The organism is Kitasatospora sp. NPDC058444, from assembly GCF_042721415.1.
GTDB lineage: Bacteria > Actinomycetota > Actinomycetes > Streptomycetales > Streptomycetaceae > Kitasatospora.
Window position 1 is genome coordinate 16490 of sequence record NZ_JBHXLL010000054.1, and the last position, 18540, is coordinate 35029.

The 18540-nt window shown below is 75.3% G+C and carries 7 protein-coding genes; 6 read left to right on the plus strand and 1 reads right to left on the minus strand.

Annotation, left to right across the window (positions count from 1 at the left end; genetic code table 11):
* Positions 1-443: 443 nt before the first annotated feature.
* From ACFWP2_RS35205 to ACFWP2_RS35225, 5 genes are all read left to right on the plus strand, one after another.
* Positions 444-4631 (plus strand): amino acid adenylation domain-containing protein, encoded by a 4188-nt coding sequence (locus tag ACFWP2_RS35205; protein ID WP_380459319.1) that lies wholly within the window; start codon positions 444-446, stop codon positions 4629-4631.
* On the plus strand, positions 4631-14083 hold the full coding sequence (locus ACFWP2_RS35210) for an amino acid adenylation domain-containing protein (protein ID WP_380459322.1): 9453 nt from the start codon (positions 4631-4633) through the stop codon (positions 14081-14083). The genes ACFWP2_RS35205 and ACFWP2_RS35210 overlap by 1 nt, the downstream gene beginning before the upstream one ends.
* A gap of 103 nt (positions 14084-14186) precedes the next feature.
* Positions 14187-15236, plus strand: a complete 1050-nt coding sequence (locus ACFWP2_RS35215) for a GSCFA domain-containing protein (RefSeq protein ID WP_380459325.1) — start codon at positions 14187-14189, stop codon at positions 15234-15236.
* Complete coding sequence (locus ACFWP2_RS35220) at positions 15199-15894, plus strand: hypothetical protein (RefSeq protein ID WP_380459327.1); 696 nt, start codon at positions 15199-15201, stop codon at positions 15892-15894. The genes ACFWP2_RS35215 and ACFWP2_RS35220 overlap by 38 nt, the downstream gene beginning before the upstream one ends.
* A gap of 32 nt (positions 15895-15926) precedes the next feature.
* On the plus strand, positions 15927-16799 hold the full coding sequence (locus ACFWP2_RS35225) for a TauD/TfdA dioxygenase family protein (protein ID WP_380459329.1): 873 nt from the start codon (positions 15927-15929) through the stop codon (positions 16797-16799).
* A gap of 64 nt (positions 16800-16863) precedes the next feature.
* Here ACFWP2_RS35225 and ACFWP2_RS35230 read toward each other — a convergent pair whose 3' ends face one another.
* Positions 16864-17589: a SpcZ gene (locus ACFWP2_RS35230; RefSeq protein WP_380459332.1), complete on the minus strand. Its 726-nt coding sequence runs from the start codon at positions 17587-17589 to the stop codon at positions 16864-16866.
* 326 nt (positions 17590-17915) lie between these two features.
* Between ACFWP2_RS35230 and ACFWP2_RS35235 the strand changes: the two genes are divergently transcribed.
* The gene (locus tag ACFWP2_RS35235) at positions 17916-18500 is read left to right on the plus strand and encodes a hypothetical protein (protein WP_380459334.1); all 585 of its coding nucleotides are present in this window, start codon (positions 17916-17918) and stop codon (positions 18498-18500) included.
* The last annotated feature ends 40 nt before the right edge of the window (positions 18501-18540 follow it).

Genomic DNA, 18540 nt, shown 5'->3' on the forward strand with positions numbered 1-18540 from the left:
CACCCGTTTTGCCGAGGCCGTCGGCGAGGCGGCGGGCCGCTCCGGTCCCCACGGGACCGTGCGGTTCCACCGCCTCGCCGACCTGCCCGGGTGACGGCCGGCGCGCGGTCCGGAGGCGAACGGATGGACGGGGGAAGAAGATCCAGGCTCTTGCCCCGGCTGAATTAGTCATCTTAACTATGCCTTCGTAGGCGTTGATCCACTGCACGTCGTCATCGTCGGCTTCACCGGCACCCCGTGTGCTGCCCTGGTTCGCCCATGCCCCAAAAGGATTCTGGCTGCCCGTCACCTGTGAAGGTCCGCGCGCGGTCGAAGCGATCCGATCGGGGTGCCGATCCAGGCGATCCGGCCCCGAAGCACCGGGGTCGTCGGCCGCTGCCCTCACCGCACCGCCACAGCGCCGTCGACCCCTGCGATGACCCGCCCTCAGGAAAGGTCTGGCCTTGTCGGAGACGCACGAGACCCGCTCCACCACCACCGGCCAGGCGGATGCGCCCCCCGCGCGGGAGGCCGGGACCCCGGAGGCCCAGACCCCGGAGGCGGTCGGGGCCGAGCTCCCGGAGGCGGTCTGGGCCGGGCTTCCGGAGCCGACGCCGGGACAGCAGCGGCTCTGGGTGCTGTCACAGCTGGACGGTGCCGACGGTGCCGACGGGGCCGCGTACAACGAGACCCTGGCCTTCACCCTGCGCGGAACGCTGGACCGGGCGGTGCTCGCCCGCGCGCTCGACGAACTGGTCTCCCGGCACGAGGCCCTGCGCACCCGGCTGGTCGCCACCGCGGGCGGTGTCCGCCAGCTGATCGGTCCGCCCGACTCCGGCTACACCCTCGCGACGGACGACCTGACCGGGCTCCCGGACGCCGCGGCGCGCGTCGCCGCCCGGCAGCGCGCGGAGGCCGACACGCCCTTCGACCTGGGCCGCGGCCCGCTGGCGCGCGGCCGCCTGATCGTCCTGGCCGAGCGGCACCACGTACTGCTGCTGACCCTGCACCACGCGGTCTTCGACGGCTGGTCGATGGAGGTGATGCTGCGTGAACTCGGGGCGCTGTACGCGGCGTTCCGTGACGGCTCGGACTCCCCGCTGCCGCCGCTGCCCCTGCAGTACGCCGACTACAGCCGCCGGCAGCGGGAGTGGGCGGCCGGGGACGAACCGGCGGCGCAGGCCGCGCACTGGAGGGAAGCCCTCGCCGGCGTGCCGTCCCTGCTCGAACTGCCCACCGACCGCCCCCGTCCGCCGGAACAGGACCACCGCGGCGGCCGGGTGCCGGTCTCCATCGACCGGGAACTCGGCACCGCCCTCAAGTCGCTCGCGCGGCAGCAGGGCGGAACCCTGTTCACGGCCGTCCTGGCCGGCTGGTCCGTGGTGCTGTCGCGGCTGACGGGACAGACCGACATCGTCGTCGGCGTACCGGCGTCGAACCGCCGCCGCGGCGCCTTCTCCGAGCTGATCGGATTCTTCGTCAACTCCCTCGCGGTGCGGGTCGACCTGGCGGACTCGCCGACCGGCTCGGCCGTGCTGAAGCAGGTGCGCGGTACGCTGCGGGCCGCCCTGAACCACCAGGACCTGCCGTTCGAGCAGGTGGTGGAGCTGGTCAATCCGCCGCGCAGCACCGCCCACACACCGCTGTTCCAGACCATGCTCGCCTGGCAGCCCTCCCGGAACGGCCTGCTGGAGCTGCCCGGGATCGCCGTCGAGCCGCTCGGCATCCCCTACGCCGGAGCCAAGTTCGACCTGGCCCTGTCGCTGGCGGAGGAGGACGACGGCCGGGTGGTGGGCCATCTGGACTACGCCGTCGCGCTGTTCGACCACTCGACGGCGGAGCGCTACGCGGGCTACCTGCGCCGGGTGCTGACCCAGCTGGTCGACCGGCCCGACCTGGGCGTGGACGAGCTGGAGCTGATGGACGAGGAGGAGCGGCGCCGGGTGCTGTCGGACTGGAGCGGCGCCGACCGTACCCGCGGGGACGTTCGCGCCGACGAGACCCACCGCGACGTTCGCGCCGACGAGCCGGCGGGGCTGGTCGAGCGCTTCCAGGCCCAGGTCCGCACCCGCCCCGCCGACCCGGCCCTGGTGCGGGAGGGGGAGCGGCTCGACTACGCCGAGCTCGACCGCCGCGCCAACCGGCTGGCACACGCGCTGATCGCCCGCGGCGTCGGCCCGGACCAGGTGGTCGGCCTGCACTGCGGGCGCTCGACCGAGCTGGTGGTGGGCCTCCTCGGCATCCTCAAGGCGGGCGCCGCCTACCTGCCGCTGGACCCGGGGCAGCCGGTCGAGCGGCTGGCCGCGATGGTCGAGAGCGCGGCACCGGCCCTGGTGCTCAGCGACGCCGAGGTCCCGCCCCCGGGCTGGCAGTCGGTGCGGGCGGTCGCGGCCGAGGCGCAGCGCGAGGACGCGCCGGGGATCACCGTCGGGCCGTCGCGGCTCGCCTACGTCATCCACACCTCCGGCTCCACCGGCCGTCCCAAGGGCGTGGCGGTGACCCACGGCAGCGTCCTCAACCTCTTCGACACCTGGCAGGCGCGCTTCGGCACGACCCCGGGCGAGGCGGCCTCCGCCTGGTCGAGCATCGGATTCGACGCCTCGATCCACGAGCTGCTGCTGCCGCTCACCACCGGCGCCGTGCTGCACCTGGTCCCCGACGAGCTGCGCGGCGACCCGGAGGAACTGCTGGGCTGGATGCGCGAGCACCGCGTCGTCCAGGCCTTCCTGCCGCCGTCCTACGTCAAGTGGATCGGCGAGGACCCGCAGGCGCGCCTGGACGGGCTGGTGCTCCGTCAGCTGCTGACCGGGGTGGAGCCCGTCCCGGAGAACACGCTGTACCGCGTCGAGCGGGCGCTGCCCGGCCTGCGCGTCTGCTACGGCTACGGGCCCACCGAGGCCACCCTGTACAGCACCGCCTACACCGACCCGCGGCCGCTGGACCGGCCGTGCCCGATCGGCCGCCCGCTGGACCACACCCGCCTCTACCTGCTCGACGGTCGGCTGCGGCCGGTGCCGACCGGGGTGACCGGCGAGGTCTACCTCGGCGGGGCGAGCCTGGCCCGGGGCTACCTGCACCGTCCGGACCTGACCGCCGAGCGCTTCGTCGAGGACCCCTTCCTGCCCGGCGAACGCCTCTACCGCACCGGGGACCTGGCCCGCTGGCTTCCGGACGGCAACGCCCAGTACCTCGGCCGCGGCGACGACCAGGTCAAGCTGCGCGGCTTCCGGATCGAGCCGGGGGAGGTCGAGGCCGCGCTGCTGGCCCTGCCCGGCGTGCGGGAGGCGGCGGTGCTGGCCGACCGCGACGCCACGGGCGAACTGCGCCTGGTGGCGGGCCTGGGCCGGGGCGACGCGCAGCCGCGCCCGGCGCACGAGTGGCGCGCCGCCCTGACACGGCGGCTGCCGGACTACATGATCCCCGCGCTCTTCGTGGAACTGCCGCACCTGCCGCTCAACCGCAGCGGCAAGCTGGACCGCGCCGCACTGCTGGACGCGGCCCGCGCCGCGACCCGCACGCAGGTCAACACGGCGAGCCCGCGGGACCACGTGGAGATGGCCCTGCACACCATCTGGCGGCGGGTGCTGCTCCACCCCGGCATCGGGATATCCGACAACTTCTTCGACCTGGGCGGTACCTCGATATCCGCCATCAAGGTGGCCGTGGCCGTCCGCGAGGAGTTCGGCGAGACCCTGCCGATCCGCGACCTCGTGCAGAACCCGACCATCGAGGCCCTGGCCGAACGGCTCCGGGCGGGGGCGTCGGGCGGGCCGGACGGCAACCTGGTCGAGTTCCGCGCGGGGGACGGGCGGCAGCGGGTGGTCTGCGTCCACCCGGCGGGCGGGACCGCCTTCTGCTACCTGTCGCTGGCCGCGGCGCTGCCCGAGCGGGTCGGCGTCCTCGGGGTGCAGTCGCCCGGGCTCAACGCCGGGGAGACACCGCTGCCCACGGTCGAGGCCATGGCGGAGCACTACCTGGCGCTGGTCGACCCCCGGCCGGAGGAGACGCTGGTGCTGTGCGGGCTCTCCTACGGCGGCCTGGTCGCCCACGAGATGGGGCGCCGACTGGCCCTGGCCGGGCACACCCGGCTCAGCGTGGTGCTGCTCGACACCCACGGAACCGAGGACGCGGAGCAGCTCGCCTCGATCGAGCCGGTGCCGATGGCCGAGTTCCGCGACAAGCTCGTCAGGTTCAACGGGATGTACCCGGGGATCGAGGACGAGCAGATCGACCGGTACTTCCGCATCTACAACCACAACCGGATGACCGCCCGCGACTACCGGGCGCCGGCCTCTCCGGCCCGGCTGGTACTGGTCGAAGCCGCCGGGGACGGCACTGGGGACGGGCCGAGGGACCAGAGGGAGCAGGAGGAGCGGCAGGCGCGGGAGGTGCGCGCGTTCTGGCAGCGGCGCGCCGGCGGCGGCCTGCTGGTCGAGCCGGTCGCCGGTGGCCACTGGGACCTGCTGGAGAGCGCGGCGGTGCCCCGGATCGCGGAGCTGATCGCGGCCGAACTGGACCGGTTCCCGGCCTCCCCGCCGCCGGCGCCGGTGGCGCCCGTACCCGGACAACAGTCCGCCGCCTCCGCCGCCTCCGCCGCCTCCGCCGCCTCTGCCGCTTCCGCCGCTTCCGCCGCCTCCGCCGGGGAGGCCTGATGCGTGCCGAGAGCGCCGCCCCCGGCACGCGCGCGGCCGCCGGCCTCGCCCGGGCCGTGCACGAGCAGGCCCTGCGCACCCCCCGTGCCGTCGCGCTGGTCGACGGTGACGTCCGGCTGGACTACGCCGCCCTGGACACCGCCGCCGCGGCGGTGGCCCACGGGCTGCGCCGGTCCGGCGTCCGCCCCGGTCAGGCGGTGGCGGTCTGCCTGCCGCGCTCCTGGCAGCTGGTCTGCGTCATGCTGGGCGTCCTGCGGCTCGGCGCCCTGGTCGTCCCGCTGGACGCGCAGAGCCCGCCGGAACGCCGGCGCCACATCCTGACGGACTCGGCCGGCGTGGCACTGGTCCACGGCGGTACGGCACCTGACGACCTGCCGGGGCACGTCCGCCCGCTGGAGGCGGCGGCGCTGCTCGCGGCCGGCCCGGGCGATCCGGAGGCGGTCTTCACCGGGGCACCGGTCTCCTTCCTCTTCTACACCTCGGGCACGACGGGCCGCCCCAAGGGCGTCGAGGTGCGGGACGCCGGCATCCTGCGGCTGGCGAGCCCGGGGTACATCCGCGTCGAGGAGGGAGCCCGCTACTCCTGCCTGTCCAATCCGGCCTTCGACGCCCTCAGCTTCGAGGTCTGGGTGCCGCTGCTGACCGGCGGCTGCTGCGTCGTCCTCGGTGACGAGGACGTCCAGACCCCGCACCGGCTGGCCGCCGCGCTGCTGCGGGAGCGCATCGACACGGCCTTCGTCACGGTGGCCCTGTTCAACGCGGTGGTGGACACGGAGCCGTCCTGCTTCGCCGGGGTCCGACAGCTGCTGGTCGGCGGCGAGCAGCTCAACGCCCGGCTGATCCGCCGCTGGTACCGGTACAACGCGGGCGCCCCGACCCGGCTGCACAACGTCTACGGCCCCACCGAGGCCACCACCTTCGCGCTGTGCCACCCGATCCCGCGCGACTTCGCCGGGGACCTGGTCCCGATCGGGCGGGTGCTGCCGCAGACCGGGGCCGTGCTGGTGGTCCCGGACGGCGGCCGGGCCGCGGCGCCCGGGGAGGTGGCCGAGCTCCACCTGTCCGGTGCCGGTCTCGCGGCCGGCTACCGCAACCTGCCCGAGGAGACGCAGCGCCGGTTCGTCCGGCTGCCCTGGTACGACGACGGCCGCACGACGCACTACCGCACCGGCGACCTGGTGCGCGCCGACGCCGACGGCCTGATCGAGTACGTCGGACGCGCAGACCGCCAGGTGAAGGTCCGGGGCTTCCGGATCGAACCCGGCGAGCTGGAGCGGCAGATCGTCGCGCACCCGGCGGTGCGGCAGGCGTACGTGTGCACCCGCCGGGCCGGGGAGCACGGCCCGAACGAGCTGCTGGCGTACGTCGTGCTCGGGGAGGACGTCCCGTTCGAGGAGTTCGACCGCCATCTGGCCGCCGGGCTGCCGGGCTACATGCGGCCCCACCACATCCACCGCGTGGACGCGCTGCCGCTGAACGCCAACGGCAAGGTCGACCAGGCCGCCCTGCTGCGCCGCGACGACCCGCCCTGGCGCCGGGCGGAGGGCGGCGACCGTCCGGGCGCCGAGGCCACCACCGCGCGGCAGCGTGAGGTACTCGCCCTGGCGGCCGAGGTGCTCGGGGTGCCGGACCTGCGGCTGGACGACCGCTGGATCGCCTCCGGCGGGGACTCGCTCAAGGCGCTGCGGCTGCGCTTCGAGGTGCGTCGGCGCTGGGGCTGCGAACTGCCCCAGGCCCGGGTGCTGACCGGGGACGTGGCCGGGATCGCCCGGGCCGTGGCGGAGGCCGGATCCGCCGCCGACTCGCCCTACCCGGTCCCGCCCGCGCCGACCCGGGCACGTTCGGCGGCCGCCACCAGCGAGCAGCAGCGCCTGTGGCTGCTGCAGCAGCGGGCGCCGCGCTCCCGGGCCTACGCGGTGGAGCTGGCCTTCCGGCTGGACGGCGCCGTCGACACCGACGCGTTGCGTGCTTCGCTGCGGGACCTGGTGCGGCGCCACGCGGCCCTGCGCACCGCCTTCGAGGCCGTGCCCGAGGGGCTGCGCCAGCTGGTCGGGGACCCGTACGACCCGTGGACCGAGCCCGGCCCGGAGGCGGTGGGGACGGAGAACGACGGCGAGGAAGGTGCGCGCGCTGAGGCGGAACGTTTCTTCGCCGCGCCGTTCGACCTGGCACGCCCCCGGATGCTGCGCGCCCGCTGGCTGCCGCAGGACGGCGGAGGGGTGCTGCTGCTCCATCTGCACCACATCGCCGTCGACGGCTGGTCGCTCAACGTCCTGCTGGCGGACCTGTCCTCCGGCTACCGGCAGGCGCACGACGGCGCCGCCAACGGTGCCGCCCCCAACGGCGCCGCCGTCGAGGCCGCGCGGCGGGCCGACACCGCCCCCGTGCCCACCCCGCTGGACTACGCCGCCTGGCAGAGCGACTGGTTCGCCAGCCCCGCCTACCTGGCCCAGCGCGCCGAACTGCGGGCCCACTACGAGCGGTCGGACGAGGCGGTGGACCACGACCCCGGCGACCCGGCCGTCGGTCCGGCCGTCGGTCCCGCCGGTGCCCCGACCGGTGCCCGGCCCTTCCCGGCGGCCCGCCTGCTGCACACCTCGCTGGACGTCGTGCGGCGCGCCGCCGTGGACCGGATCTGCGCCGAACTGGGCATGACCCGCTTCGAGTTGCTGCTCGGCGTCTTCGCCTGGAGCCTCTACGGGGTGACCGGCGGGACCAGGCCGCGGATCGCCGCGCCGGTGGCCAACCGGCCGGTCCAGGAGTTCGAGGGCAGCGTCGGCATGTTCGCCAACACCGTGCTGCTGCCGCAGGCCGTCGCGCCCCGCGAGGACCTGCGCGGCCAGCTGCTGCGCCTGAGCGCCGCAGCGCGGCAGGTGCTGGAGCGCCAGGACGTGGCGCTGGCCGACGTCCTGGCCGATCGGGAGCCGGCCGGCGGCCACTCCCCGTTCGACTACCTGTTCGTCCTGGAGAACACCGACTTCGGTGCGCTGGCCCTGCCCGGCTGCGCCGCCCGCCCGCTGTGGTGGGCCCCGGCCGAGGCCAAGTGCCCGATGACGCTGTCCGTGGTCGAGCACGAGGGCGGTCTCGACTTCCTGTGGGAGTACGCCGAGGACCGCTTCGACGCCGACGAGGTCGCGGCCATGGCGGGCCTGTTCCGGCGGGGGCTGGACCTGCTCGCCGAGGGCGGGACGGCGACCCCGGCCGAGCTCGTGGCACCGTACCGTCGCGGACTGCCGCACCCCGGTCGCGGTGCCCCGACGGCGCCGACCTGGACGACGGTGGCCGAGGGCTTCGCCCGGCAGGTCGCCCGCACACCCGACGCACCGGCCCTGGTGTCCGACGGCCGGACGGTGAGCTACGCCGAGCTCGACGCCCGCGCTGCCGCGCTCGCCGCCGAGCTGCGGGCCCGCCACCGGCTGCCGGAGGGGGAGGCCGATTCCTGCTGCGTCGCGCTGCACCTGGGGCCGTCGGTCGAGCACGTGGTGGCGCTGCTGGCGCTGGCCCGGCTCAACGTGACCATCGTGCCGCTCGACCCGTCCTATCCGCCGGCCCTGCGCCGACAGGTGCTGGACCAGGTGGAGCCGCTGTGCGTGCTGCTGCCCCCGGCCGGTGACCCGGAGTTCGACGCCGTCGACCCGGGCCGCCTCGCGCGCCACCCGGTGGTGCTGTCACCCGCCGTTCCGGAGACCGCACTCGCCGCCGCCCCGGCGCACAGCGGCGCCCGCCCGCTCTACACCCTGTTCACCTCGGGCTCCACCGGCGTCCCCAAGGGCGTGCAGGTCTCCGACCGCACCCTGGGCAACCTGCTGCAGTGGCAGGCGGAGTCGGGGGGACTGGCGGGCCCGGTGGTCACCCAGCAGTTCTCCATGCTCTCCTTCGACGTGTCCTTCCAGGAGGTCTTCGGGACGCTCTGCGCCGGCGGCTGCCTGCACCTGGTCCGGCCCGGCTGGCGGCAGGACGCCCCCGCGCTGCTGGAGCAGCTGGAGACGGCCGGGGTGGAGCGCGTCTTCATGCCGTACGTGGCCCTCCAGCTCCTCGCCGAGCACGCCGTCCACCTGGGCCGCTACCCCTCGCGGCTGCGGGAGGTGGTCACCGCCGGCGAGCAGCTGGTGTGCACCGAGGCGATCCGCCGCTGGTTCGCGGGCCTGCCGGGCGCCCGGCTGTTCAACCACTACGGCCCGACCGAGACGCACGTGGTGAGCAGCCTCTGCCTGGACGGCGACCCGTCCGGCTGGCCGGAGCGCCCCGCCATCGGCCGGCCGGTGGCCAACGCGGTGCTCACGGTGGTCGACGAGGCCGACGAGGCCGTTCCCCCCGGCCGCGCCGGCACCCTGCTGATCGGCGGCCCGATGGTGGCGCGCTGCTACCTGGGGGACCAGGCGCTCAACGACGCGCGCTTCGTCGAGCTGCCCGGCCTCGGCCTGTGCTACCGCAGCGGCGACCGGGCCCGCTTCGACCGGCAGGGCCGGCTGCACTTCCTGGGCCGGGACGACGACCAGATCAAGCTCAGCGGACACCGGCTGGAACTGGGCCAGGTCGAGGCGGCCCTGCTGCGGCACCCGGAGGTCGTCAACGCCGTGGTGGTCCGCGACGGCGAGGAACTGGTGGCCTGCCTCCAGTGCCGCGGGGAGGCGCCCACGGCCGAGGAGTTCACCGCGCACCTGACGCCGCTGCTGCCCGGCCACGTCCGGATCGCCCGCTTCCGGGTGGTGGCGGAGCTGCCCAGGACCCCCAGCGGCAAGCTGGACCGCCGGCGCGCGCTGCGCTCCGCCGGGCGGGACCTGCGCCGGCTGACGGCTTCGCGCACCGGCCTGTCGGCGCGCGAGGCCCTGCTGACCGAGGTGTTCGAGGAGGTCACCGGCCTGGTGATCGACCCGGGGCAGACCTTCTTCGAGGCCGGAGCCTCCAGCCTGGGTCTGATGCGCTTCCAGCTCCGCTGCACCACCGAAGCGGGCCTGCGCTTCACCGTCGCCGACCTGTTCGAGCACGTCACCGTACGGGCGCTGGCCGGCTTCCTGGACCGGTCGGCGACGGCCACGGAGGACCGGGACCGACCTACCGCCACCACGGCTGCTGCCTCCGGCCCGATCGCGGTGGGCGAGCCGATCGCGATGGACGAGCCGATCGCGGTCGTCGGCATGGCGGTACGGCTGCCGGGCGCGTCCGATCTCGCCGCGTTCTGGCGGATGGTCACCACGGGCGGCACCGGCATCGAGCACTTCGACGCCGCCGACGGCCTGGTCGGGGCGCGCAGCCAGTTGGACGGCCCACTGGAGTTCGACCCGGACCACTTCGGCATCAGCCGGCAGGAGGCCCGGCTGATGGACCCCCAGCAGCGGCACCTGCTGATGAGCTGCGTCGAGGCACTGGCACACGCCGGGATCGCCGACCCGTCGGGGGCCCGCGTCGGCCTGGTCGCCGGAGCCGGTGAGAGCACCTACTTCCAGTCCATGCTCCGCGAGGCCGATCCCGAACGCCTGCCCGACGGCTTCCAGTTGGCGCTGCACCACGACAAGGACTTCCTCGCCACCAAGGCGGCCTACCACCTGGGGCTGACCGGCCCCGCCTTCACCACCCAGGCGGCCTGCGCCAGTTCGCTGGTGGCCGTCCACGTCGCCGCCGGGATGTTGCGCCAGGGCGATGCCGAGGTGATGCTGGCGGGCGGAGTCCTGGTCGACCCGACCCTCACCGGCGGATACCGCTACCAGCCGCAGCACATCTTCTCCGTGGACGGCCGCTGCCGGCCCTTCAGCGACGACGCGAGCGGCACCATAGGCGCGAGCGGTGTCGGCATGGTGGTGCTCAAGCCGCTGCGGCTGGCGCGGCGCGACGGCGACACCGTCTACGCCCTGATCACCGGCACGGCCTTGAACAACGACGGCTCCGACAAGCTGGGTTACAGCGCCCCCTCGCTCGCCGGGCAACGCGAGGTGATCCGCGCCGCCCTGCGCCGCAGCGGCCGCACCGGCGCCGACATCGGCTACGTCGAGGCCCATGGCACCGCCACCCGGCTCGGCGACCCGGTCGAGGTCGGCGCCCTGCGCCAGGCCTACGACCTGGACCGGTCCGGCCACTGCGCGCTGTCCTCGGTCAAGAGCCAGATAGGCCACCTGGGCGCGGCCGCCGGCGTGGTCGGGCTGGTCCGGGCCGCGCTCGCCGTCCACCACGGCGTGATCCCGCCCAACGCCGGCTTCCGCGCCCTCAACCCGCAGCTCGGCGCCGACCCCACGCCGTTCCACGTCCCCACCGAGGCCCGGCCCTGGCCCGCCGACCGGGACCGGATCGCGGCGGTGAGCAGCTTCGGGATCGGCGGCACCAACGCCCACGCGGTCCTGGAGGCCGACCGGTCGGCACCGGGGACGACGGGCGGAGCGGGCCTGACGGGTGGCGCGGGCCCGACGGGTGGCGAAGTGGCGCCCGACATCGCCGTGTCGCCCTGCCTGCTGCTGTCCAGCAGCAGCGAAGCGGGTCTGCGCGCCGACGCCGCCCGGATCGCGGACTACCTGGAGGCCCGGCCCGCCGCCTATCCCCAGGTGCTGCGCCACCTCCAGGCCGGCCGTCCGGCTCGTCGCCGGCGGCTGGCGGCGGTCTGCCCCGACGCCTCCGCCGCCGTGGCCTGGCTGCGCGGCGCGGGCCGGATCACGGATACGGGAGCGGGGGAGGCCGGTACCGGGGCACCGGTCCCGAGCGAAGGCCTCAGCGCCGAGGAGGCGGCCGCGGCCTGGCTGTCCGGCGAGCGGATCGACTGGCCCGCCGGTCCGGCCCAGGCCCCGTGGGACTTCCCGCCGCCCGCCTTCGAGCTGGCGGAGTTCGACTTCCCGCGCGCCACGACGGCCCCGGCCCCGGCCCTGGCCCCGCCCTCGGCCGGCCGGGCCGCCGCCGAGGTTCCGCGGCGCCTGCCGGAGGACGCCTGGCTGCACCAGCCGCACTGGGCCCGGCTGCGCCGGGCGGGCTCGGCGATCGGTGCGCGCACCTCCCGGCTGCTGGTGCTGCTCACGGACGGGCCGGCGCCCCCGGAGGCCGTCCGCGCCTTCGAGGCCGCCTACGCCCGGGTGGTGCGGGTCCGCGCCGGCGAGGCGTTCGTCCGGCGGGGCGAGGACGGCTACGAGGTCGACCCGGCCGACCCCGCCTCGCTCGGTCGGCTGCTCGACGCGCTGGCGGGCACGGGTGCGGGCGAGGACGGCATCGACTGGCTGCACGCGCTGCCGCTGGGCATCGGCGGCCCGGTCGGCCGGGACAGCCTGGACCGGGCCCGCTGGGCCTGTCTGGACACCCCGGCCGCACTGCTGCGGGCCCTGGCCGACGCCGATGGGGCGCTTCGGCTGAGGCCGTGGTGGCTGTCGTACGGGGCGAGGCCGGTGGACGGCCCGGTGGAGCGGCCGGAGGCGGGCCTGCTGGCGGGTGCCGTCGAGGTGGCACCCCAGGAGGGAGCCGAGGCGGGCCACTGGGTCGACCTCCCCAACGCGGAGCCCGCCCACTGGGCCGCGCCGCTGGCGGCACTGCTGGCCGAGGCCGCGGCCGCGGCGGACGCGCCCGCCCTTCCACGCCGGCTGGCCCTGCGCCGCGGCCACTGGTGGGAGCCGGTCGCCCTGCCGGTGACCACGGCCGGTCCGGGCCCCGTCGACCTGCCCGACCGGGGCGTGCACCTGGTCCTGGGCGGCACCGGTGGGATCGGCCGCGGCATCGCCGCCTGGCTGCTGGAGAACGGCGCCGCCCGGGTCCTGCTGCTGGCCAGGAGCCCGCGGCTGCCGGAGGAGCTGACGCCCTGGGCCGACCGGGTCGAGCTGGTCGAGGCCGATCTCGCCGAGTCGGCACCCGAGGAGGTCATGGCCCGTATCGGCCGGCGAACCGACCGGCTCGACGGAGTGATCCACGCCGTCGGGGTGGCGAGCGGCGGCCTGATCGCCCGGCGCGACGCCGGGGCGATGGGGCGTGCGTCCGCCGCCAAGCTGCACGGCGCCCTGCTGATCGAGCGGGTCATCGAGCGCTACCGGCCGTCGGTGGCGGTCTACTGCTCGTCGATGTCGGCGGAGCTCGGCGGCGTCGGCCAGTTCGACTACGCGGCCGCCAACAGCCTGCTCGACGGCTTCGCCCAGTACCGCTCCGGCGTCGACGAGAGCACGGTGCGGCTCGGCGTGAACTGGGACGTGTGGAGCGAGACCGGCATGGCGCTGCGCGCTCCGGGGGCCGACGCCCGCCACCGGGCGCACCTGTCGGTCGGGCTGACGGTGGCCGAGGGCAAGCGGGTGTTCGCGCGGGCCATGGGACTCCAGCTGCCGCAGGTGCTGGTCTCCACCACGGACCTCCACGAATCCCGCGTCTTCTACTCGGCGCCCCCCGGCGCCCGGGCTCTCGTGCCGCCCGCTCCTGCCGTGGCCACCGGGACCGCCCCGGCCACTGGGACCGCTGTTCCCGCCGACGCGGCGGGCGGGAGCGCGGCCGTCCTGCTCCACGACTGGCTGTGCGACTGGCTGGACCTCGACCACATCGATCCCGACGCCCCGCTCTACGACCTGGGCGTCGACTCGCTGACCCTGCTCGACCTGATCGGCGTGGTGAAACGTCACTTCGAGGTGGAGCTGGAACTGACACGGTTCAGCCACCGGGTCTGTCTCACCGAGATCCTGACCCGGCTGGCCGAGGCGACACCCGCCACGGCCGCCGGTGCGGAGGGCGTGGTCCCGGAGGTCTGGCAGCAAGGCACCGGACCCGACGTGCTGTGTCTGGTGCACCCGGTCGGCGGCGACATCCAGGCCTACCGCTCCCTGGTGTCGGCCCTGGGCCCCCGGCTGACCGTCTGCCTGATCGCCGATCCCGCGCTGGAACGGCCCGGGACCGCGGACTGGACGCTGGCCGAGCGGGCACGCCGCTACGCCGCGGCCCTGCGGGCGTGTTTCACGGACGGCACCCGGCGGCTGCACCTGGCCGGCTGGTCCTTCGGCGCCTGGGCGGTGATGGGGATGGCCGCGGAGGCGGAGGCGATGGGCCGGCCGGTCCACGGCGTCCACCTGATCGATCCGCCGCCGCCCGGCTCCGGCGCGCTCTTCCGGGAGTACGACGACACCCAGCTCCAGGCGGTGTTCGCGCACGAGCTCGGCCGGCGCGGGTCCGAGCCGGCCGGTCCCGAGGCCCACGGCTACGCCGAACGCCTGGTCCGGTGCTGCCGGGCCAACCTGCGGAGCATGGCCGAGTACCGGATGCCGCTGCTGAGCGCCACGCCCAGCCGGCTGTGGCTGGCCGAGCGGCCGGTGGAGGGCCTGCCCTCGCCGGGGTCACCGGAGCGGCAGCGGGAGCTGTGGCGCCCGTACCTCCCGGGACCCAGCACCTGGCACCGGCTCGACACGACGCACTACGGCATCGTCCGCCCGCCCCATGTGCACGCGGTGGCGGCGGCGATCGCCGCGGCGTCCGAGGACCCGCCCGGGGAGTGCGCCGACCGCCCCCGGACGTGATCCCACGCCGCCCCCGTCGCCCGGTCCGCACGATCCCCACGGCCGTCCCGCACCGACGCCCCGTCCGACCTCCGCCGCCGTCCGACCATCGGAGACCACCCCCGTGAACCCCTACCAGGCACTACCGGCGCGCTCCTTCTGGCGCTCCGCCGTGGCCGAGCCGGACCCGCTCGCCATCGACGACCTGTGGACGCCCGCGTTCGCGATCGGGCCGGACGAGCCGGTCCTCACCGCAGGGTCCTGCTTCGCCGCGCACATCGGCCGCGCCCTGCTGGAGCGGGGCATGAACTGGTACGACGCGGAGCCGGCCCCGCCCGGGCTGACCGAGGAGGAGCGTCGGGCCCGCCACTACGGGGTGTTCTCCTTCCGCACCGGGAACATCTACACCGCCGCGGTGCTCCGGCAGTGGCTCTCCTGGGCCTTCGGTCGCACGACCCCGCCCACCGAGGCCTGGCTGGAGGACGGCCGGTACCACGACCCCTGCCGCCCGTCCGTCGAACCCGGCGGCCACGCCTCGGCCGAGGAGATGCTGGCGGCCCGGGAAACGACCCTCGCCGCCATCCGCGAAGCCGTCTCGGACGCCGGCTGCCTGGTCTTCACCCTGGGGCTGACCGAGGCGTGGCGGGACCGCGCGACCGGCACCGTCCTCCCGTCCTGCCCCGGCACCGTGCGGGGCACCTTCGACCCGGACCGCCACGTCTTCCACCAGTTCACCTTCGACGAGGTCCGCCGCGACCTGACGGACGCCGTGGCGCTGGCCCGCGAGGCCAACCCGCGGCTGCGGGTCCTGCTGACCGTCTCCCCGCACCCGCTGACCGCCACCGCGACCGGCGGCCACGCGCTCACCGCCAACACCTACTCCAAGTCGCTGCTGCGGACGGTGGCCGGGCAGCTGACCCAGGACCTCGACGGCGTCGACTACTTCCCGGCGTACGAGCTCATCACCGGCCTCCCGTTCCGGAGCCGGTTCTACGCGCCGAACCTGCGTGAAGTGACCTCCGAGGGCGTCGAGTTCGTCATGCGCCACTTCATGGCCGGGCTGTCGCGGCCCACGGCCGGCCCGCGACCGCTCCGCAGCGGCACGCCGGCCGACGGGCCGAAGGGGGTGGACACCTGTGACGACGCCGTCCTCGACTACTACCGCCCCCGCTAGGTTCCTGCTGCTCGGCGACTCGCACGCCGGCCCGATCGGACGCGCCGCGAAGGCCGCCCGGATCCCCTTCCAGGGCGGCCCGATCGGTGCCGGACGCGAGTTCACCGACGACTTCTTCGCACCGCGCGAGCACGACGTGGTGTTCCACAAGGCCGAGGCCGACGCGCACTACCGGAGCTTCCTGGCCGACCTGGAGGTGGACGGCCTCGGGAGCCTCGCCGTCCCGCTGGTGTCCACCTTCGGCCTCAGCTCGCACTTCGTCGCCACCCGGGAGAACTGGCACCTCCACCGCGATCGCCACGGCGGGTTCGCCCCCGGCTTCCTGACCGGGCCGCTGTTCGACGCCATCGTCCGCGCCACCGTCCGCGACGCCCTGGCCTTCTACCGCCACGCCCTCCGCCTCGGCCTGCGGGTGCTGGCCGTGCTGCCGCCGCAGCGGGTACCGGAACAGTCCGACCCGGAAGTGTTCACGGCCGCGCAGGAATCAGTCCGCGGCGCGCTCGACGCGCTCGGCGTCGAGCTCGTCGACCTCCGGGCCCGCACCACCGGACCGGACGGCTTCCAGCGCCCCGAGTTCTGCGAGGCCGACGACGCCATCCACGGCAACCTGGCCTTCGGCCGGCTGGTCCTCGCGGACCTGCTGGCCCGCGGGCTCTGACGACACCGAACCCCCACCCACAGGAGCAGGTCATGGAGCAGTACGAGCTGGACGCCGTCAGGGCCGTCACCACCAGGCCCGCCAGGGAGTACCGGACCATCACGGTCGACCCGGTCACCCCGGTGATCGGCGCCGAGGTCTCCGGCGTCGACCTCTCGAAGGAGCTGCCGGACGACCAACTGGCCGAACTGAAGCAGGCGTTCCTCGACCACCACGTCCTGGTCCTGCGCGACCAGCAGCTGACGGACGAGGACCACAAGCGCTTCGCCGGGCACTTCGGCGAACTGCGCCCGGTCAACCCGCCGCCGGTCGACGCCGATCCGTACGTCCTGGAGATCAGCACCGGCGCCGAGGCGGACAACGTCGCCGGCAACGGCTGGCACGCCGACGGCACCGCCGACGCCGAACCCTCGCTCGGGTCGATGCTCTACATCACCCGCGTGCCGGAACCGGGCAGCGGCGGCGACACCCTGTTCGCCAACATGCACCTGGCGTACGAGATGCTGTCCCCGACGATGCGCGGGCTGCTCGACGGCCTGACCGCGGTACACGACGGCCTCGTCGCCTTCCAGGGCTACACCCCGCCCGAGGGGTACGTGATCCCCAAGAGCGAGCACCCCCTGGTGGTGCGCCACCCCGAGACCGACCGCAGGATCCTCTACGTCAACAAGGCCTACACCGCGCGCATCCCCCAGCTGTCGCCCGACGAGAGCCGGGCCCTGCTCGACCTGCTCTGCGCGCTGCCCGCCCAGCGGCCCCTGCTGACCTGCCGCATCCGCTGGGCCCCGAACACACTGGTGTTCTGGGACAACCGCTGCGTCCAGCACCACGCCACGTACGACTACTACCCGCACACCCGCTACGGCCGCCGGGTCGCCATCAACGGTGGGCCGCTCAAGGGCTGAGCCGGCCCGGCACCCGGCACCCGGCCCGGACCCGACCGGGTGCCGGGTCCGGGTCCGGGCCGGGTCAGGCCGCGTCCGCGCGGGCCAGGCAGGCGGCGAGGCCGTCGGCCAGCCGCGCCCAGGCGGCGCGCTCGCCCTGCTCGTCCCGCGGGTCGGCATGCACCCGCACCACCGCGCGGACCCGGGCGGACGGCCAGGTCGCCGCGTAGGCGTCCGGGTCCGCCGCCGCGTACGCGGCCGCCACGGCGGCCGCGTTGGCCAGGGCGTTGGCGTCGGCATGGGCCCGCACGTTGGCCGCGGTGTTGAGCTCCGCGTAGGTCTCGCCGTACCGGGCGGCCTCGGCCGCGTCGTAGCCGTTGGCCAGCGCGTAGGAGCCGGCGGCGGAAGCGGCCGTGGCGTGGGCCTCGGCGTACGGGTACGCGTGGTGGAAGAGCTCCCGCAACTCCGGTTCGAGCGCCGCCCGCCAGGTGCTCTCGTCGATCCGACCGCCGTCCAGGGCGCTCCCGTGCAAGGCCAGTACGCCCTGCTGCGGCGCGACGGACCCGCCGCGCCGTGCACCCGCCTCGGCCAGCATCGGGCCGACGGCGGCGCAGTACCAGTCATGGACCACGCGGAAGGGCACCCGGCCGTCCAGCCGCTCCACCTCCCGGCGCACCCGTCGTTCCCAGGCCCTCGCCGCGTCGGCGCCGCCCAAGCCGTCGGACAGCACCTCCGACACCTGCGCCAGCCAGGGCGGCACGGCGGCGCCGGGGGAGGACTGGAAGGCCGGGTGGGGCTCGGGTGAGGTCATCTGCTTCGCTCCAGAGGGGGCTGGTCTCCGAATCCTGAACCGGCGAAGTCCGGTGGAGCGGTGGGGAGATGGAGCTCCATCGGGCCGGCCGGTGAGGAAATCGTACCGGTGCGCACAAGACGGGGAGGGGTGACGGTGAGCAACCGGCGAGCAACCGGCGTGCGAGGGGGCGCGGGTGCCGGGAAGCTGCCGGTGGAGCTGCCGCAGCCTCCCGGGAGGGCGGCCATAGCCTGGGCGCCCGGCGCGCAGGACCGAACTGACGCGCCGCCCCAACGGCGGTCCCCCGTGGCCGGCCGTCTCCGTCCGGAAGGATCCGAAGACCCGTCATGACCACTCTCCGTACCCGGGTTGCCGCCCTGGCGGCCGTCGCCGCCGTCGGGTTCGCCACCCTCACCGCCGGGACCGCCCACGCCGCCCCGGCGGCGCCGTCCCCGGTCGCCCGCGCGAGCGCCGAGGCGCCGGCCGCCGCGGCCGCGGCGCTGTCCACGCCCACCCGCATCCCGGGCAACACCTCGATCTCCCGCAACCAGGCCTGGTACTCGCCGGACGGCCGGGTCATGTTCGCCATGCAGGGCGACGGCAACGTGGTGCTCTACCGCGACAACAAGCCGGTCTGGGTGGCCCCCGGCGCCATGCCCGACGGCAACGTGCTGGTCATGCAGGGCGACGGCAACCTCGTGGTGTACTCCGCCGCCAACACGCCGCTGTGGAACAGCCAGACGGGCGGCCGCTGGGGTGCCGAGCTGGACATCTACAACGAGGGCGTGATCGCGGTCGCCCTGAACGGCAAGGTCCTGTGGACCTCCGCCCCGTCCACCCCGGCGCCCCTCCCGAGCTGCCCGCCGTGGGGCCCGCCGGTCCCCGGCCAGATCGTCTGGCCGTGGTGCCCGACCTGGCCGTTCCCCGCGTGACGCCCTGAGCGCCCCGGTGGCCCCGGGTCCTCGCCCGGAC